The organism is Pseudomonas sp. B21_DOA, from assembly GCA_030544685.1.
GTDB lineage: Bacteria > Pseudomonadota > Gammaproteobacteria > Pseudomonadales > Pseudomonadaceae > Aquipseudomonas > Aquipseudomonas fluorescens_AO.
The window spans coordinates 5,772,694-5,799,260 of the sequence record CP086683.1 but is presented as its reverse complement, the minus strand read 5'-3'; the positions used below and the strand labels follow the sequence as shown (position 1 = coordinate 5,799,260).

Below are 26,567 nucleotides of genomic sequence, written 5' to 3'. Positions count from 1 at the left end.
CGATGTTTGGTAAATTAAGTTGGGAAGCAGTCCCATTCCACGAGCCGATCGTGATGGTGACCATCGCCATGATCGCCCTCGGCGGTCTGGCGCTGTTCGCTGCGATCACTTACTTCAAGAAGTGGACGTACCTGTGGACCGAGTGGCTGACTTCGGTCGACCACAAGAAAATCGGCGTGATGTACATCATCGTCGCCATGGTCATGCTGCTGCGCGGCTTTGCCGATGCGATCATGATGCGTACCCAGCTGGCCATGGCCACCGAGGGTTCGCCTGGCTACCTGCCACCTGAACACTATGACCAGATCTTCACCGCTCACGGTGTGATCATGATCATCTTCATGGCGATGCCATTCTTCACTGGCCTGATGAACCTTGCAGTGCCGCTGCAGATCGGTGCGCGTGACGTTGCGTTCCCGTTCCTGAACTCCCTGAGCTTCTGGCTGCTGGTGTCCGGCGTTGTGCTGATCAACCTGTCGCTGGGTATCGGTGAATTCGCCAAGACCGGTTGGGTTGCGTATCCGCCGCTGTCGGGTCTGCAATACAGTCCTGGCGTGGGTATGGATTACTACATCTGGGCGCTACAGCTATCCGGATTGGGTACGACGTTAACCGGGGTCAACTTCCTCGCGACCGTACTGAAAATGCGTACCCCTGGCATGAAACTGATGGACATGCCGATCTTCACCTGGACCTGCACCTGGGCAAACGTTCTGATCGTGGCTTCGTTCCCGATCCTGACCGCTACCCTGGCACTGCTGACCCTTGACCGTTACATGGATTTCCACATTTTCACCAATGAACTTGGTGGCAATCCGATGATGTACGTCAACCTGTTCTGGGCGTGGGGCCACCCTGAGGTTTACATCCTGATCCTGCCGGCATTCGGCATCTTCTCGGAAGTGATCTCGGCGTTCACCGGCAAGAAACTGTTCGGCCACCACTCGATGATCTACGCCTCGGGCGCGATCTCGGTACTGGGCTTCATGGTCTGGCTGCACCACTTCTTCACCATGGGTTCGGGTGCAAGCGTCAACGCCTTCTTCGGTCTGGCGACGATGCTGATTTCCATCCCGACGGGTGTGAAGCTGTTCAACTGGCTGTTCACCATTTACCAGGGCCGTCTGCGCTTCACCAGCCAGGTAATGTGGACGCTGGGCTTCATGGTGACCTTCGCCATCGGCGGCATGACCGGCGTACTGCTGGCCATCCCGGGTGCTGACTTCGTGCTGCACAACAGCCTGTTCGTGATCGCGCACTTCCACAACGTGATCATCGGCGGTGCGGTATTCGGTTACATCGCTGGCTTCGCGTTCTACTTCCCGAAAGCGTTCGGCTTCAAGCTGCACGAAGGCTGGGGTAAAGCAGCGTTCTGGTTCTGGATCTCGGGCTTCTTCGTCGCGTTCATGCCGCTCTATGCACTGGGCTTCATGGGCATGACCCGTCGTCTGAACGCCACCACCAACCCTGAGTGGGTACCGTACCTGTACGTTGCCATGTTCGGTGCGGTGATGATTGCTGCCGGTATCGCCTGCCAACTGATCCAGCTGTACGTCAGTGTGCGTGACCGCAACAAGCCAGAGAACGTTTGCGATCACGGTGACCCGTGGAATGCACACACCCTGGAATGGTCGACCTCGTCGCCACCACCGTTCTACAACTTCGCTGTGCTGCCTAAGGCTGACTGCATCGACCCGTTCACCGAAGCCAAGGAAAACGGTACTGCGTACCAGCGTCCGGCCAAGTACGAGCCGATCCACATGCCGAACAACACCGCCACTGGCGTGGTGATGGGCGCGCTGTTGACCGTCTTCGGTTTCGCGATGATCTGGCACATCTGGTGGCTGGCGATCGCGAGCCTGGTGGGCACCGTCGTTTACTTCGTGATTCACGCTGCACGTGACGACCAGGGCTATATGGTTCCGGTTGAAACTATCGAGCGTATCGAAGCCGAGCAGCACAAGCGTCTGGTCGCGGCAGGAAAATCCCGGCCAATGCCACCCGTGTTGAAACCTCGTTGGAACAGGCTTAAACCATGTCGAACTTAGTGACCAATGTTGGACACGCCCATGGTGACCATGGGCACGATGACCATCACCACGACTCGGGCGAGATGACCGTATACGGTTTCTGGCTCTACCTGATGACCGACTGCATTCTCTTTGCGTCGATCTTCGCGGTGTACGCAGTACTGGTAAACAACGTTGCCGGTGGCCCGTCGGGCCACGACATCTTCGAACTGCCATACGTGCTGGGCGAAACCGCTCTGCTGTTGTTCAGTTCGATCACCTACGGCTTCGCCATGCTGGCGTTGTACAAGGGCAAGAAGCAGGCGGTCCTGGGCTGGTTGTTCATGACCTTCCTGCTCGGCGCGGGCTTCATCGCCATGGAGATCAACGAGTTCCACCTGCTGATCTCCGAGGGCTTCGGTCCTAGCCGTTCGGGCTTCCTGTCGGCGTTCTTCACCCTGGTCGGTACCCACGGTCTGCACGTTTCGGCCGGTCTGATCTGGATGGGCATCATGATGTATCAGGTCAACAAGCATGGCCTGACGTCGACCAACAAGACCCGTCTGAGCTGCCTGAGCCTGTTCTGGCACTTCCTGGACGTGGTCTGGATTTGCGTCTTCACCGTTGTTTACCTGATGGGGACTCTGTAATGGCTAATGCACACTCCCATGACAGCCACGATGCTGGCCACGGCAGCGTCAAGTCGTACGCCATCGGCTTCATCCTGTCGGTAATCCTGACCGTCATTCCGTTCGGTCTGGTGATGTACCCGACCCTGCCGAAGTCGACGACGCTGGCAATCGTTCTGCTGTTCGCAGTGATCCAGGTGATCGTTCACCTGTATTACTTCCTGCACCTGGACCGTTCCATTGCACAGCGTAACAACGTGATCGCATTCGTCTTTACGGCGATCGTGATCGTGCTGCTGGTTGGCCTGTCGCTGTGGATCATGTTCAGCATCCACACGTACATGATGGCGAAGTGAGGTAGACCCGATGTCGCTCAAGCACTTTATCCAAATCACCAAACCGGGGATCATTTTCGGTAACGTGCTTTCTGTGGCAGGCGGGTTCTTCCTGGCCTCGAAAGGGCATGTCGATCTGGCGGTGTTTCTGGCCGCCATGATCGGTACTTCCCTGGTCGTGGCCTCCGGTTGCGTGTTCAACAACTGCATCGACCGCGACATCGACCTGAAGATGGAACGCACCAAGAATCGTGTGCTGGTCCAGGGCCTCATCTCCCTGAAACTGGCCCTGGTTTACGCGACCATTCTGGGTGTTCTCGGCGTTGCCTTGTTGTACAAGGTGGCCAACCCGTTGGCTGCCTTGTTCGCGGTAATCGGCTTCATCATCTACGTCGGCTTCTACAGCCTGTACCTCAAGCGCAAGTCGGTTCACGGCACGCTGGTGGGCAGTCTGTCGGGCGCCATGCCGCCAGTGATTGGTTACGTTGCCGTGACCAACAGCTTCGACATGGCCGCACTGACCCTGCTGGTGATGTTCAGCCTGTGGCAGATGCCGCATTCCTACGCCATCGCGATTTTCCGTTTCAATGATTACCTGGCCGCATCGATTCCGGTGCTGCCAGTGAAACGCGGCATTCAAGTGGCGAAGAAGCACATCCTGCTCTACATCCTGGCGTTCCTCGTGGCGACCTTGATGCTGACCTTCAGCGGCTACGCCGGCATGAGCTACCTCGCCGTCGCCGCCGCCATGGGCATGTACTGGCTGTACATGGCCTGGACCGGCTACAAGGCAGTCGATGACACCGTCTGGGCACGCAAGCTGTTCGTGTTCTCGATCTTCACCATCACTGCGTTGAGCGTCATGATGTCCCTGGACTTCAAGGTGCCGACAGAGCTGTTGCTGACGTACGCGCCGTAAGGTTTGCAAGCTTCAGAAAAACCCCGCACGTTGAGAGATGTGCGGGGTTTTTTGTTGGCTGAAATATGCTCGTTCGGGGTGCTGCCATTCGCGAGCAGGCTCGCTCCCACAGTTTGCGGTTGCGGCCCTTCGGTAAAAGACCTAGATTCGGATCCAACCCCGACAGTAGTAGCTCCAAGCCATCCTTCGGTGCTCGACTGTCTCAACCCGTGCATTGATCAAAAGGCTGGGCGCAATGACCGAACGGATGACCTGCGATGAGCGCTTTATCGCCCTGGCCGAAGAACTCAACTACGACATCTATGGCGAGAACACCGCCGGTGGCAATTACGCGCCGCTGATCCGTCAGCACGACGAGCTCTACATCAGCGGCATGGTGCCGCGGGTCAATGGCAAGATTCTCTATCCCGGTCGCGTGGGGCTGGAATTGAACCTCAAGGATGCGCAAGCCGCCGCAAGCATCAGCGCCATGCGTTGCCTGGCGCTGATCGTCGATGCGGTCGGCTCACTGGACAAGATCCGCGCGTTGTTGCGGGTCACGGTGTATGTGAAGTCGACGGCGGACTTTGTCGACCTGAGCGAAGTGGCCAACGGCGCTTCGGACGTGTTCAACCATGTGCTGGGCGATGCCGGACGGCATACGCGCACGACCATTGGCGTCTATCAGTTGCCGAAGAATGCGGCGATTGAAGTGGACATGATTGCGGCGTTGCATCCTTCGGCTTGAGGGGGTAGCGGTTTGCCCTCACCCTGACCCTCTCCCGGAGGGAAAAGGGGACTGACTGAGGGGCTCTCAAGATATACGCCGACCTGAAATACCGGGCCGAACTCAGGTTTGAAAATCACACAAGTCGGCTCCTCTCCCTCTGGAGAGGGCTGGGGTGAGGGGCGACGATTTTCGCCTCCTCACGAATCACAAGCCGGACAACAAAAAGCCCCGCCTGAATCTCAGTGCGGGGCTTTTTCGCAAGCGCTTGGCAGATTACTGCGCCGCGATGCTGTAACCATTAAACGCGGTCTGCTGCTGCAGGGCAGTGATGATGTTCTTGCGGTTCACCGCCTGTTCCGTGCCGGCGTTATCGATGAAGGTTTCGCTCTCCAGCTCGGCTTCATCGCCTTCACCGACGAAGGTGAAGCCGAGGAATTCCAGTGCCTCACGATCAACGTTCAGACGTGAACGCGGGGTGCGCATCGGCAGGGTTACGCTGGCGCCGTCCTTGCTGATGGTGAAGATTTCCACTTCTTTCTTTTTGGCGGCCTTGCTCTTGCCGCCGCTCGGGTTGCTGATCGCCTGATGGGTCTGATTCAGCACTTTCAGCGCCAGACCGTAAACGATTTCCTGAAACGCCGGATCGTCCTTGAAGCTGGACAGAATGCGCCCGATCGAGAACTTGCTGCTCAGATCTTCCAGCGCGGCAATGTCGGCTGCCTCGGCGTCTTTCAGGCGCTTGAGTTCGCCCATCAGCTCGTACGCCTTGTCGTCATCAAAGCTGTCATGCGCCTGACGGATCGCCGCACGCAATTCGCGGATCTGGTCGCTCTCGCGGGTCGACTGGAACGCGTCGAGGACCATCTCGCTGATGATTTTGGCTTGAGGCAGGTGTTGTGAAAGATTGATGGAGTTTTCGTATTCCGCTTTGGACGACTGGGTGACTACGGATTCAGCGGTGTTGAAATCGGACATTGAAATTTCACTACTTTTTAACTTGAGTTGGGGCGAGAAAGCACGAGGTCTTTTTCAGGCCGACTAATTTAGGGGAGCGGGGCGGCGTTGTCACGGAGCAACGGTCTGGTGGTCGGGGTTTTTCCCGGCGTGCGTTATTTTCCGAGCATGGCGTCAGCGGGTTTCCCCAAGTACGCATCGCAAACTCGACAAAGCGTCTCAGCTTCGGCAACCGATAGCGATCCTGCGCATACAACAAATGCATCGGCCTGCTCGGCGGTTGGTAGTCCGTCATTACCCTGATCAGTTTGCCGTCGCGCAGATCCTGCTCCACCAGCGCGTCGGGCAGCATCATGATGCCCATGCCGTTGCGCGCTGCCTGGTGCAGACCGGCGGAGCTGTTGATCAGCATCGGCCCGCTGACGTCGACGAGGACTTCACCTTCCGGGCCGCTCAGACGCCAGCGTTTTTCCACCGATTGCCAGTCATCGCCAGCCGGGTAGGCGAAGGACAGGCAATCGTGTTGCTGCAAATCCTGTGGCGTGTGCGGCATGCCGCGCCGCGCGATGTATTCAGGGAGGCGCAGACCGTCAGGGTGTAGTCGATCAGGGGGCGGGCGATCAGGTTGGATTGGTCGAAATTGCCCAGGCGGAATGCGACATCGAGGCCGTTCTCCAGCAGATCCGGGCGGCTGTTGGTCAGCACCACGTCGAGCTTCACTTGCGGATAGAGCAAGGAGTATTCGCTGAGAGCCGGGGTCAGTCGTTCGACGCCGAAGGTCAGCGGCGCGGTGATACGCAGCAAGCCGCGCGGCTCGTCCGACGCTTGTTCGGCAAGGCGTTCAGAGTCGGCCACCAGGCCGAGCACTTCCAGGCAGCGCTGATAATAGACGCTGCCGAATTCGGTCAGGCGCTGGCGGCGCGTGGTGCGTTGCAGCAGTTGCACGCCGAGCCGTTGCTCCAGCGCGCGCAAATGATTGCCCACCATCGTCGTCGACATTTCGCACTTCGCAGCGGCGGCCGTCATGCTCCCGGTTTCGACCACTTTGACGTAGACGCCCATCGACTGAAACAAATCCATTATCAAGCTCGGCTGTTAAATGATTGAAGTTTTCCCGGGTTTATCCAGCTCAGGTGGCTAACCATACTGCAAAAACACCGACCTGCAATGGAGTTTCACGTCATGACCGCCGCCCTGATGAACACCTACCAACCACTGGCCCTGAGTTTCACCAAGGGCCTGGGCACGCGCCTGTGGGATCAGGCGGGGCGCGAATATCTGGATGCCGTTGCCGGTGTGGCAGTGACCAATGTCGGGCACTCGCATCCGCGCATCGTCGCGGCGATCAGCGAGCAAGCGGGGCTGCTGCTGCACACCTCAAACCTGTACAGCATCGACTGGCAGCAACAACTGGCCACACGCCTGACGGCGTTGTCGGGGATGGAGCGCGCGTTCTTCAACAACTCCGGCGCCGAAGCGAACGAGACGGCACTGAAACTGGCGCGTCTTTACGGCTGGCGCAAAGGCATCGAGCAGCCGCTGGTGGTGGTCATGGCCAACGCGTTTCATGGCCGCACCCTCGGCACGCTGTCTGCCAGCGATGGCCCGGCAGTGCGCCTGGGATTCAACGAACTGCCAGGGACTTCGTCAAAGTGCCGTTCGGCGATCTCCCGGCGCTGGAGCAAATACAGCGCAAACACGGCACGCGCATCGTGGCGATTCTGGTCGAGCCGATTCAGGGCGAAAGTGGCGTACAAATCGCACCGCCGGGTTATCTCAAAGCCCTGCGCGACCTGTGCAATCGCCACGCATGGTTGTTGATGCTCGATGAAATCCAGACCGGCATCGGCCGCACCGGGCAGTGGTTCGCCTTTCAACACGAAGGCTTCGTGCCCGACGTCATGACCCTGGCCAAAGGCCTCGGCAATGGCGTGCCGATCGGCGCCTGCCTGGCCCGTGGCCGCGCGGCCGACCTGTTCACCCCGGGCAGCCACGGCAGCACTTTCGGCGGTAATCCACTGGCCTGCCGGGTCGGCTGCACGGTGCTGGACATCATCGAAGAGCAAGGCCTGCTGGAGAATGCGCGGGTGCAGGGCGCACGGTTACTGGAACGCCTGCGCGCCGAACTGGCAGACAACCCGAACGTGCTGGCAATCCGGGGCAGGGCCTGATGATCGGCATCGAGCTGAAACAACCGGTGCGCGACCTGACGCTGATCGCTGCGCGGGATCACGGCTTGTTGATCAACGTCACTCGTGGCAAGACCATCAGGTTGCTGCCGCCGTTGACGATTGATGAGCGCGAGGTAGGGATGATTGTCAGAGGGGTCGGGCGGACGTTGTCGTCAGCCCTATCTGCATAATCACTGCTGCGGAGTGTCTGGTAAGGACGGCGAATTGACTGTCCGCAAAAGTGACTCATAGTCAGTCAGACCTATCATCACAACCGGTTCGGCACCGCGCCTGGTAATCAGCAACGGTTCGCGATCATTGGTTGCTTGGTCCATCGACAAGGCCAGGTGAGCTGTGGTTTTGCTGAAGGTGATGGTTTGCATGATGTGGGCCTGCGAGAGGTTGGTACACAGCGAGGTCGACTGTGATTGCGCCCAGTATCACTTAAGCACTTCGGAGACGTTTCCGAGAGGCTTGTAATCCTTATCTGCTGTAATTGTCAGCAGGTGGAGTGCCCGTTGCCGGGCCCTCCACCTATGCTCAGATCTGGTTTCAGTCTGGCCCATCTCCCAACTCCGGCGCCAGCATCCTCGTCTTCTCCGCCCCATTCGAGTTGTGCTGAACAATCTCGCTCGGCTGCCCCTGTTCATTGAAATACACCTGTCCGATCCCCGCCGAGTTCCACAGCCGTTCCCCGGCCTCGGCATGTTCCGGCGTGTACGGGACGATGCGCATCAGCCGGCGTTTGGTGAACCAGTTCAACGGCGAGCGCGGTGAGTAGAGCCAGCGGTTGAGGCGGTCGAACCATTCCAGCAGCGTTGGCGGGAATTCGTTCTTGATGCCGCTGCTGGTGATCTGCCAGATCCGTGGGCCGGCCTTGCGGTGGCGGATCAGGACTTCGTAGACGAAGGAATAATGCACATCGCCGGACAGCACCACGTAGTTCCCGGGCGTGCGCGAGTGTCGGAAAATGTTCAGGATCACCTGCGCTGCGCCGCGATGGGCCATCCAGTTTTCCGCGTCGACCAGTAGCGGGTAACCGCACCAACTGAACACCTTCTGCACGGTTTCAATCAGCTTCACGCCAAAGATCGGCGCCGGCGAAACGATGATTGCCGACGGGTGATCGAGCAGTTCCTGTTGCAGTTCGCTCAAGGCTTCCCAGTCGAGCAGGCCCGACGGTTGCTTGAGAGCCATCTCGCTACGCCAGCGCCGGGTGCGCGTGTCGATCACCACCAGTGCCGGAGTGCTCGGCAACACGAAATGCCACTGCTGAAAACGCAGTAACTGATCAATCAGATCATCCTGCACCGGCATGTCCAGATAGCCGTCATCACCGCTGGCACTCAGTTGCGCGGTCTGCTCCAGCATTCCTTTGAAAGCGTCCGGATTGTTGCCCCAGCCCTGGCACAACAGATAAGCAATCAGCGCGTTGCCAATGATGCGCTTGGAGAACGGATGGCCGTAGGCGGTTTCCTCCCACTGCGCAGAAAGATTCCAGTCATCAGTGATGTCGTGATCATCGAAAATCATCAGGCTCGGCAGATGCGCCAGCGCCCGCGCGACGTTGCCCAGGCCAGCCTTGAAGGCATCGATGCGCGTGTGCTCGGCGTTGTAGCGCTTGCGGCGTTCCGGGGTCAGTGTCGGAGCGCCCGGATTGATCAGCGACCACGGCGTCGGCGACCACACCAGCATGTACATGGCCATGACTTCGGCGAACGTCACCAGGTGATTGTCGGCACTGCTGCTGGTGAAAATCGGCTTACGCGCACCGCCGAAAAATCGCTCGCGCAACGTCTCGTTGCTCTCCAGCGCCGGTAACAAATCCGCACGGTGGTAGTAACTGGCCGGGTGCTCATAGAGCTTGGCGCTGTCGCTGACCACGGCACCGTCAAGGTGCTCGTCGAACAGACCCAGACGCTCGATCAAGGCATGAATCGCCCGCAGCATCGGCCCGGCAACATCGTCGGCATAGACCTGATCACCACTCATCATCAGCAGCGCAGGACGGTGTTGGGGCTGGGTTTCGTCGGCCAGCAATTGGTCGACGCAGAGCAAACCGTCAGTTGCCGGATGATGCGGCTTGCGGCAGGAGCCGTGGAGCAATTGGTCGATCCGCGAACGCACGACGAGGTTCGCGCAGGTAGCGCCGGGGTAAAGCAGATGAGGCGCCCACTCAGCCATACCGATGGCGTCATCGATCAGCAGGTCGTAATTGATAAACGTGTCGCAGGGCAGGGCGCTTTCAAGTTGGACGTCGATCAGATGCACGAAGGCATGACGGCCTACGGCAATGACCGTGCATTTCTGCGCATCGAGCGGAATATCTCCTACACCTTGCAGGCGCAAGGTCAGCGCCAGTTCACGCGAGCCCACCAGCCACAGCACCACGCGTGTCGGCTCCAGCCGCCGCAGCAGCGGGCCGGCCAGGACAGGAGGCAGCGAGATCAGGTCAGCAGGTGTTGAAAACATCGAGGGCAAAGCTCAAGGCGCACAGGCCGGCGATGATAGCGCAGCCGGCGCCTTGATCCCTTAAATCAGCCTTAAGAGTCGGCTTTTTGCAGTGTCAGCGCCAGCAAACGCCATTCCCCGGCCGTCGCATCAACCCGTGGCAGCTCTTGTACAGAACAATCGAAACGGTAGGTCACATCGTCGCCATTCATGTTGCGCGCGGTGACGCTGTTGCTGAAGCTGTAGATCTGATCCTTGTAGCGATGGCTGACCAGCGCTTTGCTGTCGGCAAAGCGCGCCGAAGCGGGATAACGCAGGGTGCTGGTCACAAACGGGCTGCACATGACATACGCGATCATCGACTTGTCGGCTTGTGCGTCACTGCGCAACTTCTTGTTCAGCGCGGCCAGGGCCATGCGACCCTCGTAGTCGCTCTGATTCAGCACCGTTTGTACCGCCATTGATTTCGGCGCTCGGCTGACGTTATTCGGCAACAGTGCGGAGTCCGGCGGGGAAGGCTTGTCATCCGCTTCGATGGCAGCAAAAACCGGCGCATCTTTCAGCTCGGTGGCGGGCGTGACTGCCTCGGCTTCAGGCAGTACAGAGGTCGACTCGACGACTGGCGTGTTTTGCGCCTGCGCCGCCTCGTGATCGAACGACGAAGGAAACAGCGAAAACGTGATCGACAACATCACCAGCCCGACTATGAAGCTGCCCGCCGCGCCAACGATGTTGCCGTAGAAAATATTCCAGCTGCCGCGGTTCTTCACCACCCAGCGCCACATGAAACCCCAGACAGCGACGAACGCCAGAAAACGCAGAAACTCCATTTGGTCCTTTCCTTAACTTTCAACAATCCAAGCGCGGCGCGAGACGATCAGCAAGCGCCGACGATGCGCGGCAAGATAGCAAAATAGACGCGCCGTCCGGCTACGGTTGCGGAAAATAATTCGCCGCCAGAAACATCAACGTGATCATGCCGGCGGCGAAGCCACAAACCCCCGCGAGCAGTTGACGCGCAACCGGATGCGCCGGCTGACGACGCTTGGCGATCCACAACCACACGCCCGCCAGAACGCCCGCGCTGGTCATGAACACCACCAGGCTGTTATGCAGTCCGGGCGCTGCCATGGTGGTGCCGAACAGCGCGTTATAAAGCAGTGTGAAGACAATGCCAATCACCACAGCGCTGCCCGCTCCGGCAAGGTTCGCCAACCACAGATTCCATCGCCCGCGCTGGCGCACCACCCAGAACCACATTGCAGCCATGACTACCAAACACAACACAGCATCCATCGGATTTCTTTCCTTGCCACGAGCCAGAGGCGACCAACTTGTTCGCCTGTTGAGAGTGGACGGCAAGATAGCAAAATAGTAGCGTCGCGCCATGCCTTCTCTGTAATGGACTACCCATGTTTTCCACAGCCCGTTTGCTGCCACTGCTCGGCGCCCTCACCCTTGTCGCCGTCATCACCCCGACCTTCAGCTTCGCGCAAGAACACCCGCAAGCCAGCTGGAATTACTACCTCGCCAATTGCCAGCGGATGCAGGAGACAATCGCCGACGTCCAGAGCGGTCGCGTCTCCGCTGCCTATGCAGCCACGTCGGGCCTGCAAGACAGCCTCGCCTCCATGAACGAGCGTCGCCTTAACCTTCTACCGCAACACCTCGACTCCAGCGAGTACACCCACTGCGAAAACGTCGCCGCCCACGCCGAGGCAACCCTGGCCCAAGGCAAAGCCGAGTTCGCCGCGCAAATGCAACGGGGTGTGGAGGAGGGCCGTATTGCGCACAAGAACTCCCCGCCTACCAACGCGCCCGTTCCCTCGGCTACAGCGACGTCGGCGACATCTCCTTTCTGAAACTGCACGAAGACACCGACGGCGAAGCCCGCCTGAAAACCATGCTGATCACCGTCGACGAAATCTGCGGCCAATACTTCCGCGCCACGCAATACGTGAAGCCCTATGTGATCTACACGGTGCGACCGTCGGATGGCGGCTGCGGCGAAGTGAAGCGTGTTGCGATAGTTGGCGGCGGGCAAGCAGAGAAGGGCGACTACATTGATCCCAATGGTGAGTTTCAATACATGGGCTTGAAAAAACTGGCTGGCGCTGACGGCTTTCCAACGGATATTAGAGTGCTGAAGGCACGTCGCTGATTTAAAGAAATACCAGGATATTTTCTCAAGCAAGAGGATGGACACATGATCGACTTCAATAACAAAGGCTTCTTCAAACTCAAGCAGAACGATGAGTACGCCGAGCGCGTCACCGCGCTGCTACTGGAAGGCGAACAAGTCATCGATTCCTACAAAGCGATGCGTGACGGCGTGGTCTTCACCAACAAACGCATCATCGCCGTCAACGTCCAGGGCATCACCGGCAGCAAAAAGGATTTCACCTCACTGCCCTACAAAAACATCGTCGCCTACTCCGTGGAAACTTCGGGCACCTTCGATCTGGATTCGGAACTCGAGATCTACTTTTCGTCGCTGGGCAAAGTGAAATTCGAATTCACCGGCAAGACCTCGATGGTGGAAATTTCCAAGTACATCTCGAGCTATCTGCTGTAAGCATCGATTGCGCGGCACTCAAAGAATGTCGCGCAAATACAGCTTCAGCGCGAGCAGCGGCTGACCCAACTGCTCCAGCGACCGCGCCTGAGCCAACTCCGCCGACAACTTGCGCAACTCCCGCCCCAACGGCTTCTCGACCCCGCCCAAAGCATTCAGCGCCAGGTTCAGGCATTCGTTCATCTTGAACTGAATGGCCTCGACATCGCCGCGTTTCACCAGTAACTCGAAAACATCTTTCTGGTAATCGCCCATGACCATGTCATCGCGCAGGATCGGGCTCAGGCCCTCTTCTTCGTAGGCGAGTTTGAGGGAGAAAAGGGCGACGGTTTCCAGTGAGGTTTCCATGGGGATGTCTGTCAGTGAAGTGGAGGGCTTGAAACCAATGCGCGAAACGCCAGAGGAGGTTTGACGTGCGGACGTGATTATACGGGCGGGGATCGCATGCGAGGCAACCAGCAATCGGGCATCTAAAACCTACAAGCTCGCGCAGCATTGACATCCACTTTGATACGACGCTTTGATTACAAACACTGAACATCAGCGGAGTGACCATCATGGAATACGACATGAAACTGATCGACGACGCCGTCCTTGCTCTCCTGGCAGCCTATAGCTCCGACGACGGCAATGCGTGGAAGGGCTATGACTTCGAAATCATGAACCGCTTGCACGCGCAGGGTTTGATCAGTAATCCGGTGAACAGGAACAAGTCGATATGGTTGACGAAGGAAGGGGTGGAGCGGGGGCGGGAGATTGCTGAGCGGATGTTTGGGGCTAAGGAGTAGGTTGGGCAAGCGCCCGATTCTGGACTTGAGCTGTTGCTCGGCAAGATGACGTCAGTTTTGGCCATGGCTCGCCATGGCGATATGCATACGATTGTCGTCGGTGCGGTTACACGCAGATCTGCAGGCGAAACGGTAGCGAGTTACTGGATAAGGAATCGGAGGATTTTTGCATTGGGACATCTTCTGAATGAACCACAACTGACTAGAGTCAGAGATGCCTTATCAGAGCCTTTCAATCATTTCCCCACTGATTACGACTACGTCGTTCGTCAGCTCAAGGGCGTTGATCCAGCGGTGCTCTACAAGATTTTTTATTCAGAAGTAGCACCAGTGTGTTTCACAAACATTGCTGCAGTTCTGCCCACTGTATGGACTGGGTTCGACCCTGATTGGCTCAGATCCCAGATAGAGGAGAGGCTCGCGGCGCGACGGCGCAATTGGTTTCGCAGGCAGTACGACAAACTGTTGGTACGTTGGCTGGAATACAATTATGACTACATGTGGAAGGAGATAGCCTCTAGGCTATGAGGACGGTTTCACGCGGTTTGGCATTCCTCGATGGTAAAAGCCACCTTTTGTTTCAGCGATGCGGTGATTCAGGTCGCTTCAAGCTCAATCGTCAGGCGGGCGTTTTAGTAGTAGGCATTGCACCTACCACTTTCGTCCAGACGAAAAAAGGCCTTGCTTTCGCAAGACCTTTTTCCTTGTGTTGGTGCCCTGAGGGAGACTCGAGTGTTCCATAAGGGCTGTGGTCTGTAGAGCTGTTTTAAACGAAGGGATACAAGTAGGGATACAAAATGCTTGTTTCTGCATAAGGACTTGCTCCTCACCACCTTGCATATACTACGCAAGCTTCGCATCAGCACGGCTCGTTTCTGCTCTGCGACATCTACTTTTTTCACTAGGGAGCGATTCGATGACGGGCGAGGAATACGGTAAGCAGCTGGAGGATGAGCCGCAACTTCCTCCCACTCACGAGTATCAGGCAGCACTGGACGCGATGGAGAAAGCGAAGGCTCCTACCCGCATGTATCAGGCAGCCCTCGATGCCTATGAGAAAGCGATGGCTCCTGCACGCAAGTATCAGGCAGCTCTGGACGCGATTGAGAAAGCGATGGCTCCTACCCGCAAGTATCAGGCAGCGCTCGACGCGTATGAGAAAGCGATGGCTCCTACACGCAAGTATCAGGCAGCACTGGACGCGATCGAGAAAGTGATGGCTCCTACCCGCAAGTATCAGGCAGCGCTCGACGCCTATGAGAAAGCGATGGCTCCTGCACGCAAGTATCAGGCAGCACTGGACGCGATGGAGAAAGCGATGGCTCCTACTCGCAAGTATCAGGCAGCGCTCGACGCCTATGAGAAAGCGATAGCTCCTACCCGCAAATATCAGGCAGCACTGACAGCTATAGAAAGAATGCTACAACCGTCGGACTCGCTAAAAGCGATGATGGCGGTGGTAGATACAAGCGCCTCTTCTCTCTCTTTGAGGTCAATTCTAGGAAGCTTTGAGACCCTCCAGGCTTCTCCAATTTTCAATTTACTGGTAGCAACTGATCCGAAAAAATTGAGTCCCTTATTGGTGAGTGTGAGGGCGACGGTACAACCACATTCGATGGTCTCGGCCAAGCGGAATATGGTAGTGCTGGAGCTCTTTCTGCTTCAAAGGACGTTGAGGCTGAAATTGTTCAGTCGCTGCAGAACGAAGGTAGTAATCAAAAACTGACCGTCCAAGCGATGGCATTTTTGATTTTGTTTCTTGCTGCCCTACATACGTTCTATACCGAAATGGCAAAGTGGAATGATTTTCGCGAATCAGTATGCGATGTGCAGGAACGGCTCCAAGCGTTCGAGTCATTAGCGCAGGCGCGCAAGGTAGTGCGTAGTGCGATGTGCGATATGCCTGCAGACTTGAGGCGCAGCTTTCGTCTGACAAAGGTAGAAGCGGTAAATCTCCGCGAGGAGCCTGGCATGAGATCCGATGTAATTTTAACCCTTCCGAAGTTTGCTGCTCTCGAGGTAATCGATTCGGCTAACCGGGACTGGTTGCTCGTTACCTACAAGCATGAAGGGCTAGAGATCGAGGGATGGGTCTCAAGGAAATTTGTCCGGCCGGCCTCCAGGTGATGTGCCGGTATGCATGGAAAAAACCACTGGGGACCCTGTGGTTATCTGGCGCACACGGGGTCGGAAACCCGCGGGATCTTGTTAGCGGCAAGCTCCCCAGCTTACTGAAATTTCAGTCATTGAAATCGAAAGGATTCGTTGAAAAAAGGGCGTAGTTACCTGATTTGTATCAATGCCGTTGGTGTTGCTGATTGTGCTGGCTTTGGGCCGTCAACCAAGTCGGCTGTCAACCAATGTAAAAAATGTCATCTACCGAGATCACGCGGTTTTCATGCCACGTGTCATCCAGAAATACTCAGGGGCCCTATCTGTCCCCCAACATCCTGCACTGCGCATTTAACTAATAAATTGTGGGGTTACCCGGTTCGCCCATCCACCAAAAAGGTTCACCGGATGGTCGACTCCGCGTATCAATGGTAAGTCTAGGGAAGGCCTAAGACTTACCATTGATTGCCCTTTCCTCGCTGGGGGAACAGGCCCTCTCCGGGGAGTAGGGGGAGCCCGCTGAAAACCCGTGTAACGCAGGTTACAGGTGTATCAAAAGAAGATAACTATCTGTAATCATTGACTATTCTCCTAGTAACACGCCTTTTTCAGGCGGTAGATGTCTGTGTTACTGGGGCGGTCTGTGTTACGCGAAGAAAAAGGGAGCTAGTCTCGGATTTTGTTTGGTGCTAACACCGGAGATAGAGCTTAGGAGGTCCGAAGAAATTGAATGCGGTACAGGTTCGAGTCTCTTTGACGGGTTTTTACGTACGTCGCACCCCGCTAGAAAATCTTTACAACCATCGGGGACGGCTATAGAGAGTACGTGGGTACGGGTTGTTGGATGAGGGAGAGTGGGAAGCTCTGAGATCCTTCAGCAGGCCCGCTGGGACTGTAAGGTAGAGAGGCTGAGCTTCAACTCTCATTAGCTGCCCGGCCCTAGCCTCTCATCTCACCACCTGGTAGGGATGACGTTGGCCGAAAGAGGAGCTATTCCCTTGGCATTTTATGCAGACTGAAGATAGCGCTGGCGTAGAAAATCGTATCGCTAGCGTCAACGGGCTTCGAGTGGCAGTTTTTGAATGCGGCAGAGCTAGTTAAGCGGCTATGATACAGATCGGTTCAGAAGCGTAATCAATGCGCCTTCTCGTTTACAGTGATTAATGCAAAGGAGAGGAAGTGGATATTAATCGAATTCAAATTGAAGGCGGATTTCTCGATGGGGTTGATATTCCGTTCTCTCCGGGGTTAAACGTATTAATAGGCGCCAGGGGAACAGGTAAAACCTCTGTCATTGAGCTAATTCGTTATGCTTTAAGTACAAAAAGTTTGACGGTGGAATCAAAAAAAGGTCGTTGGAGCACGCTCGTGAAGTACTAAAGGATGGTGAAGTAACTGTAACAATGTCTGACTTGGTGGATGATGTCACGATCTCACGAGGCGCTGGTGAAGAGGAGTCTCGTGCCAGCTCGACATTCACAATGCCTATTATTCTATCCCAAACAGAGATCGAAACAGTTGGCTTGAGTGATAGCGGGCGCCTTAGTTTAATAGACGGTTTTATTACTGATCGCAATTCTATACGTAACGAACAGGCAGCTATTGCAAGTGTTGTAAAGTCTCTTTATAAAGAGATCGGAGCCCTGGAAGGAGAACTTTCGAGTTTGAGCGAGGGTGTCGAACAGTACGAGTCAATTGCAAAGAAAATCTTACTTCTGGAGCAAGAACAAAAACAATATGAGGGTGCGACCGACGATGTTGTTGCTAAGCAAGTTCAGCTGAGTGCGTTAAGTGTGCATGTATCTAATCTCGCCGTCCAAGAAGATGTGCTGGTGAGGTTTAATGAGTTGGCGGAAGACTGGTTTCGAGCTCTAGAAGATAGACTATTTGAGGATTTTGGATTAGAAGCTTGGGATAATGGTTCAGGTTCGGATCCGCTAGCTGACCTTCGTCCGAATTATTTAGATGCTATAAATGAACTGAATAGTGCTCTAAGCAAATTTGATTTGATGCGAAAGCGAGCATCTGAAAAGGTTGATAAAGTACGTGTTGATCAGATGGAGTCTGAGAAGCGATCTCGAGCTCTTAGAGCGGAGCTTGAGAAAAACGCAGAAGGCGCTGGTACGCTCGCACGTCAAATTAATATTCTTAAAGCAAATACGGCTCAAATTCAGTCGCGGCAAAAACTTTTAACTGAACGCAAAAACAGGCTTTTATCGCTGCGTTCTAAAAGAAACGAGAAACTTGATGAGCTTGCAGCTCTGCAAGATCGTAAAGCATCGCTGCGACAGCAGATTATTGATCGAATAAATCTGTCCTTGTCGCCTCATATACGAGTTGAGTTAGAGCGATCTGCACAGTATTTAGAATATACGAGGGAAATTGCTGACGCTCTAAGAGGTAGCGGGATGAAATATAACGAGCTTGCCGCTAGCTTATCAGGAAAGGTGAGTCCACGAGAGCTTATGGAGTTTGTGGATGATTACGACTATATCACTCTTTCAGAAATAGTGGGTATTCCGGTCGATCGTGCTGCAAGGCTATTGACTCACCTAAATGAATACGGTGTCGCAGGAATTGTTACGTGCGAGATCGAAGATAGCATTAAGTTGCAACTTTTAGATGGCACGTCTTATAAAGATGTCGCGTCGCTTTCAGCTGGTCAGCGTTGTACCGTGATTTTATCGATTGTATTGCAGCACAGAGATCGTACGTTGATTATTGATCAGCCTGAAGATCATCTGGATAACGCGTTTATAGCTAGCACTGTCATTAAGGCATTGCTGGAAAGACGAGGTTCGGGGCAAGTTATTTTATCGACTCACAATGCAAATATACCTGTGCTGGGAGAAGCGGACTTGATAATAGAGATGACTTCGGATGGACGTCATGGTTATGTTCAGGTGTGTAAATCGCTAAATGACGAAGAAGCTGTACAGGCTATTACAAATGTCATGGAAGGCGGAAAGAAAGCATTCCAGAGTAGAGCTTCCTTCTATCAGAGTCATGAATTTTAATGAATCTCGATGAGGCCGAAATAAGTATCTTATCGAAAAATCCTGACGTCCGTTTGCGGGCCGCGAGATTTTTCGCAGCAAATCCTCACTCAGTAAGCCCCTCTTTCTTGAGGGCAGCTTTCCAAAGAGAGACCGTTTCATGGACTAAGTTGGCTCTACTCACGGCTATCAAGGCTGTAGAGGTTTCAGTAGTAAATCAAGACTCCGATGTGGAGGCCGAGCAATCCGAACCTTCCGAACGCATGGTGCGAAGCATCATGGCTAGGGCCGTTGAAGATGTAACGAGTACTATCCTGCATGAGTTCGGAGCAGTTATTGGCCAGTTAAAATTGTCAGCAAGTATTGAATTTTCCGATTTCGAAAGCTCTGATACAAACAAAGTAGTCACTAGGTTGACAGATCTTTTAAAAGCTATCAGGAATTTGAAAAAAGCATCTGCTAAACCTAATTATTCCGAATTTGATTTGCCCGAGCTAATCAGCGAGATTTACTCGGCTGATCGAAAAGAATTTGCCAACATAAATGTGCAGTTTGCAGGCCCAGATACCTTTCAGATTGTGGCTGATCGAGGGTCACTATTACTTGCCATCGTTAACGGTCTGAGGAATGCTCGAGAAGCGGTTGCCCAGGGCAGCAAGTTAGAACCTCCAGAAATCGTAGTAAATTGGGGTAGGGCGGGAAATGAGAATTATTTGGTTATATTGGACTCAGGTCCAGGGTTCACCGGTAATCCCTCAGACGCCCTTCGAGTAGGGGTCAGTAGTAAAAAGAATGAACATAGCACGGGGGCGAGCAGCATATGGGGTATGGTTTGGCAACTGCTCAATATGCGATGCGAGCTATGGAGGAGAGCTGCTGGTTTCTAACAGCCTCGAAGGCGGCGCCATATTTGAATTGAGATGGTATAGGGAATATGAGAATTCTACTGGTTGAAGATAATAAATCTTATGCTGCTACATTGCGGGACACTATTTTAAAGTTGGGGAATACGTTTGTAGAAATCGCGGAAAGTCGCAAGAGTGCAGTTGATTTTCTGAATGAGCAATTCTTTGATGTTGTAATTTTGGATTTAGAGATTCCAACAATAGATGATGCGTTTGATCTTGAGTTGGAGCATGGTCAATCAGTTTTTTATCACGCTCGTAGTGTGGCTCCGGGTACGCCGGTTTATATATTGACTGCTTCTGAGCCGGGTGTTTTTTTAATTAATTTGGTGCGCCAAGGTCAAAGTATTGATTTGTGGGGCACAGGTCAGTCGGTACCGACAGTTGATTATTTTCTTAAGGAGGATGCTTTAGCCTTATTCAACAAAATAAAAACCTTCGCGGCGCAGATTACTGAGACTGACGAAGTAATTATAAATAAAGGTGGAAAGCAGATTGATCTTTCCGACGAGCAAAAAAGAACCTTAAAGGTCTTTACCCGATCAAATGGCGGTGTTTCGTGTAAGATCCATCGGTTAGGTGGCTTGTCTGATGCAATTGTTTTAAAGATTGCTGTTTATGATGGTGCTGGCCATGTGAGATTGGAGTGTGTTGGTAAGCTTGGTTTGATTAAACATGTAGATAAGGAAATAGCAGCTTATGAGGCTGAAGTAAAGCACTTGAGGCTGGGAGCGTTTGCTCCGGTGTTAAGTTACCATTGCATGGGGTTGAGAGGTTTTTCGGGGATTTTTTACTCCTGGCGGATGAGTATAAGTTAACTTTTTTGATGTGCTCATAAAGAAGCCATCTGCTGCGCCAGGGGTGTTAATTAAAGTTCGCGAGGCCTTGAGTCGCTGGTCAGATGCTCGCAAGGTCGAAAAGATTCTTCTTTCTGATGTGAGGCGGAGAGTCCTTTCTGATGAGGGTTTTGCTAGTATTGTAAAAAAATTTAAATTGGAACATTTAATTGAGTTGGAACTCGCTACTGTAGCGATATCGTCATCTTGTACACATGGGGATTTACACGGCGGGAATATTCTGGTGGATGATAAATTTTCACCGGTACTTATCGACTTCGGGGACGTTGGTCCTGGGTATACTTGCCTTGATCCGATCACGCTTGAGCTAAGCATGTTATTTCATCCTGATGGTCAAAGTTTGGGTATCGCTCAAGAGTTGGAGAAGGTAATTGATAAATGGCCAAATATGGATGCCTATGTCGAATCCAATCCTTTGAAAGAAGTAATAGAATACTGTAGGGAATGGGCTCATGACTTGGGACCCAATGATGAGTCTGTATTGGCTGGCGCTTATGCCTTCGTCGTAAGGCAGTTAAAGTATGACACGGTGAAGCCAGAAACTACTTTAAGGCTTCTATCGAAAATTGTTGATAAAATCAGTTCGAAGGGGTGATTTTTAAATTGGCGTACGAGTGAGCGATTTCGGGCTTGATTCGAATAAGCAATCGGCTAATTTTTAGGTGCTATGATGTTGTGGCAATCACTTCAGTCGGGCGCTACTGTGGAAATGGCAGCGGATAAGAAAATATAACATTCGAATATTGAAGAAGGCCTCAGAAGAGGCCTTTTATCAAACTAGCATTATTTACTCAGCCAGCTTTCGACCTCATCGACACCGTGCTTGGTTTTCCACTCCTTCAACATCTTGTGATTGCCTCCTTTTGTCTCCACCACTTCACCGGTGTGCGGGTTTTTGTAGACTTTCAGCTCGCGAGGCTTGCGTTTGCCTGGTGCAGCAACCGGCGTTTGATTTCGCTTCGTGCTCTGTGGGTCCAGCAGGTTGATGATGTGCTTGAGGCTAAAGCCGTACTGATCCAACAGTTCGCGCAGCTTGGTTTCGAACTCAATTTCTTTCTTCAAGCCGGAATCGCCCTTCAGCGCTTCCAGTGCCTGGAGCTGCTCGGCGAGGTGTTTTTCCAACTGACGGTATTCGGCAAGTTTGGACATGTTTGTTTCCTATGTTTGTTTGATGAAGGTTTGAATGTTCATGCGGCTCATAAGTTCAGCGCTATTCTGACAGTTTCAGATACTCTCGTATGCTAATGATCTCGGCCTTGATCAATTTTACGGTGAGAATCTCGACTTTCGTTTTTATGCGGGGTTTGTCCACGAATTCCAGAATTTCCTTTAAGGCGTCTATTCGTGCTTTCAGTAGGTCTTTCCAGTTGGGAGTGTTTCTGAGGTCTATTTGAATGATCATTTTGTAGCCTGTGGAGGTTTAAACAGCCTACCTGCGTAGGCTGTTTCGGTGGCTCAGCGAGTTACAGTGAAAGGACGTCTTGTACGCTGTATTGGCGGGATCGCTCCAACAGTTCGCGCCAGTTCCAGCTGTGGAAGTCTTCGCCTTCTTTTGGAAGTACCAGCTTCATCAGGCTTAGGTGTTCGCCTCCAAGCATCCCTTCGGTAGCCCACAGCTTACCGCCCAGCTCCATCAGCGCTTGCGCTTGTTCGTTCCACTGTTCTTCAAGCACAGTGCGGGCAAGGTACATCGCTGTTTTTTGGGTCGAACTGTATTCCCTCTGCGCCTCGGCAATGTGCTGGTCGACGATGGCCAGTTCCTGTTCCAACGCAGTGATGATCAGGTGCTGGCGACGATTGAGTTCGGTCGCCGTTGCGAGGTTTTTCGCGGCCTTCTGCGCGTCGGCATTGGCGTTCTTTTCGCCCTCGGTATCGCCCCAGGCCACGGCCTGCGCGTAGGCGGTGGCGGCATCGGTTTCGGCTTGCCGGGCCTTGGTCATGTCGTCCTCCGCTTGCTGCTGGATCTGCGCCAAGCGGGTGCTGAGGCTGTCGCGTTTTTCATTGAGTTCTTGTTCGTCGGCTTTCCAGTTCGCCATCGACTCGGTGTAACCCGCCATCAGGGTTTCATGATTGAGCAGTTTCTCGCGGCGAGTGATCTTCGCATCGAGCAGCCAGGCACGGTGCTTACTGGCGTCGTAAGGAACTTTCAGGCTGCTGTGCTCCTTGCGGATTTCGGTCAGCCGTTCCTCCTCGATGACTTCGTCGCCTTCCAATAGCGCCTCCAACGGCGCCATCTTGGTGTGGTGCTGTTCAGCGACGCTCAGGTGTTTATCGCGTTGGGCGGTCAGATGGTTGATCTCGTCGATCAACCGTTGTTTCTTGTCACAATGACCGGTCGCGGCAGCGTCGTCCGAAACCGGCCGTGCCAGCCCGGTGGTCTCGCGGCTGAGCAGTTCGTGTTTTTCGGTAGAAGCGTGGAATTCGTTCATCTGTCTTGTTCCTTCAAAAATGGGTTTGGGTTGAATGAGCGGCTGGCGAGGCCGGGAATAAGCCGGCGCTACCTCGATCAGCGGACGTGCCTTCAGGCAGCCCGAGCCTCGCTCTCATCCGTTCCCGGAATCCTCTTCACGATGTAGCAGCGCTGGGGCCCAAGTCCGGGCAATCGGACCAGACTCGATGCCTTGCCATCGCTGGCCGGCTCCAGCACGCCGCGCTGCAACAACTCCTTGTTCACGGCGTTGATGTTCATGCCCCGGAAGATTTCGGAGCGCCATGCCTCCGGCAGCACGTAATAGGTGTTGGTGGTGTGCATGGTGTCGCCCATGCCGTGCTCCAGCGTCTTGCGAAAACCTAGGCGGTCGATGGTGCGCGGACCGTGTTCATCGATCTTGGCCGCTGCCGATTCCCAGCGAGTGAAACGGCTTTCACCGAAGCGCTCTATGACCTGGCGCAGCCGCGCCAAGATCGCGTCGCCTTCGAAGTTACCGGCGCCGCCGCGCTCGTGGAGCCAGGCGTTCAAGCACACACGTGCGGCGGTGGTGGCCGTGCCGTCCGGCCAGCCGGTGATTCCCATCGCGGTGGCCAACTCGCCGGCGGCCGCTGCAAGGCCGAAGCGGGCCGCAGCACGGTGTGCCTGACCACTGGCAGAGGCGGGTAGCGCTTGGGCAATAAAGCCTTCCAATGTGCGGCGCAGGATTGCCGCCCAGCCGTGGCGCTTGCCGGGTTCGCACAGCGCAGACAGGAACGCGGTGAGCGGGGTGCCGTAGTAGTTCGCTACCCGCGCCTTGAGCGCGTCGGACAGGGCGGCGGCATCCTCGAAACCGTTGAGCGTGTCGAACATGCCAAGGCCTTTGCTGGCATCGGCCGGGACGGCGAGCATCCTCACCTCCATACCGGCTTTCAGTTCCTTGTTGGCTTCGGCCATGTGCTGGGCCAAGGTCTTCTCGCCGGTAGAGAGAAACAGCAGGCGCCATTCCTGCACCTGCCGGCCTGCTTGGCCTCGATCATTGGCGCGGGCCTTACCGGTGCCGTTGCCGAGCATGTACACCGTCTCGCCGATGATGCGGGCATCACACATGCCGATTTCATCGAGCACCAGAAGCCCGTCGGAATGTGCGGCAGCGATCGACTCCAGCGCGTTGTCGGTCGAGCGCCACGAGCGCACCAGACGGGGCCCACCGTAGATCGAGGCGGCAACCTGCAGGTGCGTGGTCTTGCCGCCCGAGCTGTCGCCGTACAGGTGAAAACCTCCCGATTCGTGGCCGAGCATGTGCAGCAGGGGGCCGGCGAAGGCCACACCGACGACAAACGCCAAGCGATGATTGCCGATGCACAGCGCGCCGATCTGCTGCTGCCATTGTTCGAGCGTGCCCGCTTCGCTGATCGGCGGAAGCTGCGCGCCGGCTTCATAAAAGTGCAGGTGTTCCGCGTGCATGCCGACCTGCTGCTCAGGCAACAGAAAGGCGTTGTCATGCCAGCCCAAACGGGTGACCAGTCGCGCACGTTGAGCACTGTCGAAGCCGCCCAGGTAACTCTGCAAATCGTTGCGTGCGTTACGCCCCGAACGACTGCCGGCCAGACGCAATCCCATATCCACCAACGGGCCTAGCACGTCCTTACCGAAGTCGCCGGTCATGGTGCGTGCCGGGATGTTCCAGCGTTTCTTGGTGCCGTCGGGGTCGTCGAACTCAACCAGCAAACCCCAGTTGTGGCCCTTCTCGTCACGGGTGCGCGCAAGGATTGCCAGCGGCGAACACACAGGGCGTGCTTCGCCGTCATCGCCGGCATAAAACACGCCTTCGGGTGTCAGGCGAAAGCCACCGGGCATCAGGTCGTTTTTCGATTTTGCCGGTCGCTTGGCCGCTGCTTTGGGTTTCGCTTCCGGCTGCGGTTCCGACTCGGGTTTCACCTGGGCAACTACCGGCTTTTCCTCGATCACACCGAACAGCTCGCCGCCGTTTTCCAGCGCGGTGAAGTGGCCGGCGGTCCAGCCTTTTGCGAGCGCATCGGCGGCATCGTCGCCGTCATCCCATTGACCACCTTTTGCGAACGCGGCGCGGTCGTTCTTCAGCGTCGGCTTGCGTTTGAACACCTCCAGCGCGATGACCCGGACCGAGGCGGCGCCGATTTCGCGCAGCTTTTCGGCAACGGTGACCATGCAGGCTTTACCGCTGTCGTCGTTGTCCGGCCACAAAAACGTCGCGTCCCTTGAGCGGCGTCAGGTCGGCTTTGTGCCAAGAGTTGGAGCCGTTCGGCCAGCAGGTGGCCACGTAGTCCGGCAGCAACTCGGCGGCGGCATCCGCAGCTTTCTCGCCTTCGCACAGAACCACCGGTGAGTCAGCGCGCTGGGCCAGTTCATCAAGGCGCAGCAGCGGACGCGGATCCGGCAGACCCTGCCAGCGCCATTGTTTGGTTTGGCTATCGGCACGCTGACACCACGTCAGGGGCGCAAAGACCTTCTTCGGCTTGCCGTCTTCATCCGGACCAAGGTCGAAGCGATACAACGCCATGAGGGGCTGCCCCTGCGCGTCACGGTAGATCCACACCTTGGACGGCACACCGTGATCACGGTGCTTGGCCGGGCACTTGTTCATGGCCTCGGTAGGGATCGGCTGGATGGCGTTCCATGTTGCTGCCTTGGGATTGCTCGGTGCTGCTTTCGTCTTGGCGACGCCGGGCGCAACGTTCAGCCAGTCGGCCAGTTTGTGGCAGGCTTCAACGTCGGTGCCGCCGTCGAGATAGCGCACCAGATCGATCAGGTCGCCGCCTTTGTCGCCGGTAGCAAAATCCGCCCAGGTGCCCTTGCTCAAACTGACCTTGAGCGATCCGGCGCGCTTGTCGCTGCGGGTCGGATTCGGGGCCGTGTATTCCTTGCCGCCGTCGACGCGCTTGCCGTTGGGCAGCCAATGCGACAAGACACGATCAATGTCTGTCAGCGCGGCGGCTTTCACGTCGGCGAAGCTTGGACGTTTCGCAGTGCTGTTCGGGCGCTGGCTCATGTGTCAGCCCTCGGCAGAAACAGTGCGTCGTTGATGTCGTCGATCAATGCTTTGGCCATCTCGCCCAGGTATAGGGCGGGCCAACTGAAACGCTCGCCGTTGTCACTCATGGCAGCGTCGAAATTGAGTTGATTCGCGTGATGCTGAAGCAACGACACCATTTCTAGTGCGTCCTCGACTGGCACGCCGGCGTTGACGCGAAACAGCTTGAGGTCAGTGGCATTGACACGGGAAAAGGTGGCATGACCCAGCGTGGTGGAGGTGGTCATAGCGCACCACCTTTCTGCACTGTAGGCGTAGAAGTGTTGTCACCGTGCATGGCCAGTGTTTTGATCAGGCCGAGGGTGCCGCGTACGTCCCAGAGGACGGCGGCAATGACGTGATTGGCGAGGCGCGAGGATTCGTTTTCGAAGTGATCCTCAAGCAGCGTGAGTACCGAGTCAGCGCGGTCAATGGCGCAGGTGATGGCGTCGATGGGTACACCGGCTTCGGCAGTTGGGTTCACGCAAAGCAGATCTTCGGGCAGGGCAAAACTCAGGGCGTTGTTCATTGGGCACCGCCTGCGGTTTCGAGCGCGCGGGCTTTGGCTATGTGAGCGTTGTAGCGGGAGAGGCGTGTAGCGAGACTGGAGTTGGCGTGTAAAGCGGCGAGAGCCATTGCACGATGTGCAGCAGCGCGAATTTTGGACGGATTGAGGGCGTGCATGGGTGGAGCTCCTT

The 26,567-nt window shown here is 55.4% G+C and carries 26 protein-coding genes and 3 pseudogenes; 17 read left to right on the top strand and 12 right to left on the bottom strand.

The genetic code is table 11. From position 1 onward, the window contains the following. The first annotated feature begins 2 nt into the window (after positions 1 to 2). The 5 genes from cyoB (at position 3) to LJU32_26845 (ending at position 4,619) form a co-directional block, all read left to right on the top strand. Positions 3 to 2,048, top strand: a complete 2,046-nt coding sequence (gene cyoB, locus LJU32_26865) for a cytochrome o ubiquinol oxidase subunit I (protein ID WKV88876.1) — start codon at positions 3 to 5, stop codon at positions 2,046 to 2,048. Continuing rightward, positions 2,036 to 2,659 carry a cytochrome o ubiquinol oxidase subunit III gene (gene cyoC, locus LJU32_26860; protein WKV88875.1) on the top strand — a complete coding sequence of 208 codons (624 nt, stop codon included), beginning with the start codon at positions 2,036 to 2,038 and terminating at the stop codon, positions 2,657 to 2,659. The genes cyoB and cyoC overlap by 13 nt, the downstream gene beginning before the upstream one ends. Continuing rightward, the gene (gene cyoD / locus LJU32_26855) at positions 2,659 to 2,994 is read left to right on the top strand and encodes a cytochrome o ubiquinol oxidase subunit IV (GenBank protein WKV88874.1); all 336 of its coding nucleotides are present in this window, start codon (positions 2,659 to 2,661) and stop codon (positions 2,992 to 2,994) included. Before cyoC ends, cyoD begins: the two co-directional genes overlap by 1 nt. Positions 2,995 to 3,004: 10 nt before the next feature. Beyond that, a complete protein-coding gene (gene cyoE / locus LJU32_26850; GenBank protein ID WKV88873.1) occupies positions 3,005 to 3,892 on the top strand; it encodes a heme o synthase in 888 nt (295 codons plus the stop codon). 235 nt (positions 3,893 to 4,127) lie between these two features. Beyond that, on the top strand, positions 4,128 to 4,619 hold the full coding sequence (locus LJU32_26845; GenBank protein WKV88872.1) for a RidA family protein: 492 nt from the start codon (positions 4,128 to 4,130) through the stop codon (positions 4,617 to 4,619). Positions 4,620 to 4,874: 255 nt separating this feature from the next. Here the strand turns inward: LJU32_26845 and LJU32_26840 are convergent, their stop codons facing one another. Together LJU32_26840 and LJU32_26835 are read right to left on the bottom strand one after the other, a co-directional pair. Further along, positions 4,875 to 5,576 (bottom strand): hypothetical protein, encoded by a 702-nt coding sequence (locus LJU32_26840; GenBank protein WKV88871.1) that lies wholly within the window; start codon positions 5,574 to 5,576, stop codon positions 4,875 to 4,877. A gap of 163 nt (positions 5,577 to 5,739) precedes the next feature. Further along, positions 5,740 to 6,635, bottom strand: a pseudogene (locus tag LJU32_26835) (LysR family transcriptional regulator). Positions 6,636 to 6,737: 102 nt separating this feature from the next. Here LJU32_26835 and LJU32_26830 point away from each other — a divergent pair. Beyond that, a pseudogene (locus LJU32_26830) lies at positions 6,738 to 7,917 on the top strand (aspartate aminotransferase family protein). Here the strand turns inward: LJU32_26830 and LJU32_26825 are convergent. From LJU32_26825 to LJU32_26810, 4 genes are all read right to left on the bottom strand, one after another. Beyond that, the gene (locus tag LJU32_26825; protein ID WKV88870.1) at positions 7,918 to 8,109 is read right to left on the bottom strand and encodes a type II toxin-antitoxin system Phd/YefM family antitoxin; all 192 of its coding nucleotides are present in this window, start codon (positions 8,107 to 8,109) and stop codon (positions 7,918 to 7,920) included. 169 nt (positions 8,110 to 8,278) lie between these two features. Beyond that, positions 8,279 to 10,198, bottom strand: a complete 1,920-nt coding sequence (locus tag LJU32_26820; GenBank protein ID WKV88869.1) for an alkaline phosphatase family protein — start codon at positions 10,196 to 10,198, stop codon at positions 8,279 to 8,281. A gap of 71 nt (positions 10,199 to 10,269) precedes the next feature. Further along, positions 10,270 to 11,007, bottom strand: coding sequence for a hypothetical protein (locus LJU32_26815; protein WKV88868.1), 738 nt, complete (start codon positions 11,005 to 11,007; stop codon positions 10,270 to 10,272). Positions 11,008 to 11,107: 100 nt separating this feature from the next. Then, positions 11,108 to 11,566 carry a hypothetical protein gene (locus tag LJU32_26810; protein WKV88867.1) on the bottom strand — a complete coding sequence of 153 codons (459 nt, stop codon included), beginning with the start codon at positions 11,564 to 11,566 and terminating at the stop codon, positions 11,108 to 11,110. A 23-nt stretch (positions 11,567 to 11,589) separates the two neighbouring features. Here LJU32_26810 and LJU32_26805 point away from each other — a divergent pair, with 23 nt between their 5' ends. From LJU32_26805 to LJU32_26795, 3 genes are read left to right on the top strand one after another with little or no spacing between them, the layout of a single operon-like run. Next, positions 11,590 to 12,039 (top strand): hypothetical protein, encoded by a 450-nt coding sequence (locus LJU32_26805; GenBank protein ID WKV88866.1) that lies wholly within the window; start codon positions 11,590 to 11,592, stop codon positions 12,037 to 12,039. A gap of 41 nt (positions 12,040 to 12,080) precedes the next feature. Further along, a complete protein-coding gene (locus LJU32_26800) occupies positions 12,081 to 12,338 on the top strand; it encodes a hypothetical protein (GenBank protein ID WKV88865.1) in 258 nt (85 codons plus the stop codon). A 45-nt stretch (positions 12,339 to 12,383) separates the two neighbouring features. Next, complete coding sequence (locus tag LJU32_26795) at positions 12,384 to 12,752, top strand: PH domain-containing protein (GenBank protein WKV88864.1); 369 nt, start codon at positions 12,384 to 12,386, stop codon at positions 12,750 to 12,752. Positions 12,753 to 12,770: 18 nt separating this feature from the next. On the opposite strand, the gene LJU32_26790 is transcribed toward LJU32_26795, so the two are convergent. Further along, positions 12,771 to 13,100, bottom strand: coding sequence for a hypothetical protein (locus LJU32_26790; GenBank protein ID WKV88863.1), 330 nt, complete (start codon positions 13,098 to 13,100; stop codon positions 12,771 to 12,773). Positions 13,101 to 13,321: 221 nt separating this feature from the next. Between LJU32_26790 and LJU32_26785 the strand changes: the two genes are divergently transcribed. From LJU32_26785 to LJU32_26750, 8 genes are all read left to right on the top strand, one after another. Beyond that, complete coding sequence (locus LJU32_26785) at positions 13,322 to 13,540, top strand: DUF6429 family protein (protein WKV88862.1); 219 nt, start codon at positions 13,322 to 13,324, stop codon at positions 13,538 to 13,540. A 171-nt stretch (positions 13,541 to 13,711) separates the two neighbouring features. Next, complete coding sequence (locus LJU32_26780) at positions 13,712 to 14,068, top strand: hypothetical protein (GenBank protein WKV91213.1); 357 nt, start codon at positions 13,712 to 13,714, stop codon at positions 14,066 to 14,068. Between the two features lie 388 nt (positions 14,069 to 14,456). Continuing rightward, positions 14,457 to 15,266, top strand: a complete 810-nt coding sequence (locus LJU32_26775) for a hypothetical protein (GenBank protein WKV88861.1) — start codon at positions 14,457 to 14,459, stop codon at positions 15,264 to 15,266. Between the two features lie 1,565 nt (positions 15,267 to 16,831). Beyond that, a complete protein-coding gene (locus LJU32_26770; protein WKV88860.1) occupies positions 16,832 to 17,032 on the top strand; it encodes an AAA family ATPase in 201 nt (66 codons plus the stop codon). A 23-nt stretch (positions 17,033 to 17,055) separates the two neighbouring features. Next, the gene (locus LJU32_26765; GenBank protein WKV88859.1) at positions 17,056 to 18,669 is read left to right on the top strand and encodes a hypothetical protein; all 1,614 of its coding nucleotides are present in this window, start codon (positions 17,056 to 17,058) and stop codon (positions 18,667 to 18,669) included. Continuing rightward, the gene (locus tag LJU32_26760; protein WKV88858.1) at positions 18,669 to 19,535 is read left to right on the top strand and encodes a hypothetical protein; all 867 of its coding nucleotides are present in this window, start codon (positions 18,669 to 18,671) and stop codon (positions 19,533 to 19,535) included. The genes LJU32_26765 and LJU32_26760 overlap by 1 nt, the downstream gene beginning before the upstream one ends. Before the next feature lie 47 nt (positions 19,536 to 19,582). Further along, complete coding sequence (locus LJU32_26755) at positions 19,583 to 20,371, top strand: response regulator (GenBank protein ID WKV88857.1); 789 nt, start codon at positions 19,583 to 19,585, stop codon at positions 20,369 to 20,371. A 67-nt stretch (positions 20,372 to 20,438) separates the two neighbouring features. Then, positions 20,439 to 21,005 carry a phosphotransferase gene (locus LJU32_26750; protein ID WKV88856.1) on the top strand — a complete coding sequence of 189 codons (567 nt, stop codon included), beginning with the start codon at positions 20,439 to 20,441 and terminating at the stop codon, positions 21,003 to 21,005. Between the two features lie 188 nt (positions 21,006 to 21,193). On the opposite strand, the gene LJU32_26745 is transcribed toward LJU32_26750, so the two are convergent. The 5 genes and pseudogenes from LJU32_26745 to LJU32_26725 form a co-directional block, all read right to left on the bottom strand. Further along, the gene (locus LJU32_26745) at positions 21,194 to 21,559 is read right to left on the bottom strand and encodes a DNA binding protein (GenBank protein WKV88855.1); all 366 of its coding nucleotides are present in this window, start codon (positions 21,557 to 21,559) and stop codon (positions 21,194 to 21,196) included. A gap of 314 nt (positions 21,560 to 21,873) precedes the next feature. Beyond that, on the bottom strand, positions 21,874 to 22,716 hold the full coding sequence (locus tag LJU32_26740; protein ID WKV91212.1) for a chromosome segregation protein SMC: 843 nt from the start codon (positions 22,714 to 22,716) through the stop codon (positions 21,874 to 21,876). 215 nt (positions 22,717 to 22,931) lie between these two features. After that, positions 22,932 to 25,848, bottom strand: a pseudogene (locus tag LJU32_26735) (DUF927 domain-containing protein). Next, the gene (locus LJU32_26730) at positions 25,845 to 26,117 is read right to left on the bottom strand and encodes a DUF3077 domain-containing protein (GenBank protein WKV88854.1); all 273 of its coding nucleotides are present in this window, start codon (positions 26,115 to 26,117) and stop codon (positions 25,845 to 25,847) included. The pseudogene LJU32_26735 and the gene LJU32_26730 overlap by 4 nt, the downstream one beginning before the upstream one ends. Next, positions 26,114 to 26,398, bottom strand: coding sequence for a hypothetical protein (locus LJU32_26725; GenBank protein WKV88853.1), 285 nt, complete (start codon positions 26,396 to 26,398; stop codon positions 26,114 to 26,116). Before LJU32_26725 ends, LJU32_26730 begins: the two co-directional genes overlap by 4 nt. Positions 26,399 to 26,567 lie beyond the last annotated feature (169 nt).

What these genes read in the sequence shown, in the direction of transcription:
- LJU32_26755 (WKV88857.1), top strand. Translation starts at nt 19,583, where the DNA reads ATGAGAATTCTACTGGTTGAAGATAATAAATCTTATGCTGCTACATTG.
- cyoB (WKV88876.1), top strand. Translation starts at nt 3, where the DNA reads ATGTTTGGTAAATTAAGTTGGGAAGCAGTCCCATTCCACGAGCCGATC.
- LJU32_26840 (WKV88871.1), bottom strand. Translation starts at nt 5,576, where the DNA reads ATGTCCGATTTCAACACCGCTGAATCCGTAGTCACCCAGTCGTCCAAA.
- LJU32_26795 (WKV88864.1), top strand. Translation starts at nt 12,384, where the DNA reads ATGATCGACTTCAATAACAAAGGCTTCTTCAAACTCAAGCAGAACGAT.
- cyoC (WKV88875.1), top strand. Translation starts at nt 2,036, where the DNA reads ATGTCGAACTTAGTGACCAATGTTGGACACGCCCATGGTGACCATGGG.
- LJU32_26815 (WKV88868.1), bottom strand. Translation starts at nt 11,007, where the DNA reads ATGGAGTTTCTGCGTTTTCTGGCGTTCGTCGCTGTCTGGGGTTTCATG.
- LJU32_26805 (WKV88866.1), top strand. Translation starts at nt 11,590, where the DNA reads ATGTTTTCCACAGCCCGTTTGCTGCCACTGCTCGGCGCCCTCACCCTT.
- LJU32_26825 (WKV88870.1), bottom strand. Translation starts at nt 8,109, where the DNA reads ATGCAAACCATCACCTTCAGCAAAACCACAGCTCACCTGGCCTTGTCG.
- LJU32_26775 (WKV88861.1), top strand. Translation starts at nt 14,457, where the DNA reads ATGACGGGCGAGGAATACGGTAAGCAGCTGGAGGATGAGCCGCAACTT.
- LJU32_26845 (WKV88872.1), top strand. Translation starts at nt 4,128, where the DNA reads ATGACCGAACGGATGACCTGCGATGAGCGCTTTATCGCCCTGGCCGAA.
- cyoD (WKV88874.1), top strand. Translation starts at nt 2,659, where the DNA reads ATGGCTAATGCACACTCCCATGACAGCCACGATGCTGGCCACGGCAGC.
- LJU32_26760 (WKV88858.1), top strand. Translation starts at nt 18,669, where the DNA reads ATGAATCTCGATGAGGCCGAAATAAGTATCTTATCGAAAAATCCTGAC.
- LJU32_26810 (WKV88867.1), bottom strand. Translation starts at nt 11,566, where the DNA reads ATGGCGCGACGCTACTATTTTGCTATCTTGCCGTCCACTCTCAACAGG.
- LJU32_26765 (WKV88859.1), top strand. Translation starts at nt 17,056, where the DNA reads ATGTCTGACTTGGTGGATGATGTCACGATCTCACGAGGCGCTGGTGAA.
- LJU32_26730 (WKV88854.1), bottom strand. Translation starts at nt 26,117, where the DNA reads ATGACCACCTCCACCACGCTGGGTCATGCCACCTTTTCCCGTGTCAAT.
- cyoE (WKV88873.1), top strand. Translation starts at nt 3,005, where the DNA reads ATGTCGCTCAAGCACTTTATCCAAATCACCAAACCGGGGATCATTTTC.
- LJU32_26800 (WKV88865.1), top strand. Translation starts at nt 12,081, where the DNA reads ATGCTGATCACCGTCGACGAAATCTGCGGCCAATACTTCCGCGCCACG.
- LJU32_26820 (WKV88869.1), bottom strand. Translation starts at nt 10,198, where the DNA reads ATGTTTTCAACACCTGCTGACCTGATCTCGCTGCCTCCTGTCCTGGCC.
- LJU32_26745 (WKV88855.1), bottom strand. Translation starts at nt 21,559, where the DNA reads ATGTCCAAACTTGCCGAATACCGTCAGTTGGAAAAACACCTCGCCGAG.
- LJU32_26785 (WKV88862.1), top strand. Translation starts at nt 13,322, where the DNA reads ATGAAACTGATCGACGACGCCGTCCTTGCTCTCCTGGCAGCCTATAGC.
- LJU32_26725 (WKV88853.1), bottom strand. Translation starts at nt 26,398, where the DNA reads ATGAACAACGCCCTGAGTTTTGCCCTGCCCGAAGATCTGCTTTGCGTG.
- LJU32_26790 (WKV88863.1), bottom strand. Translation starts at nt 13,100, where the DNA reads ATGGAAACCTCACTGGAAACCGTCGCCCTTTTCTCCCTCAAACTCGCC.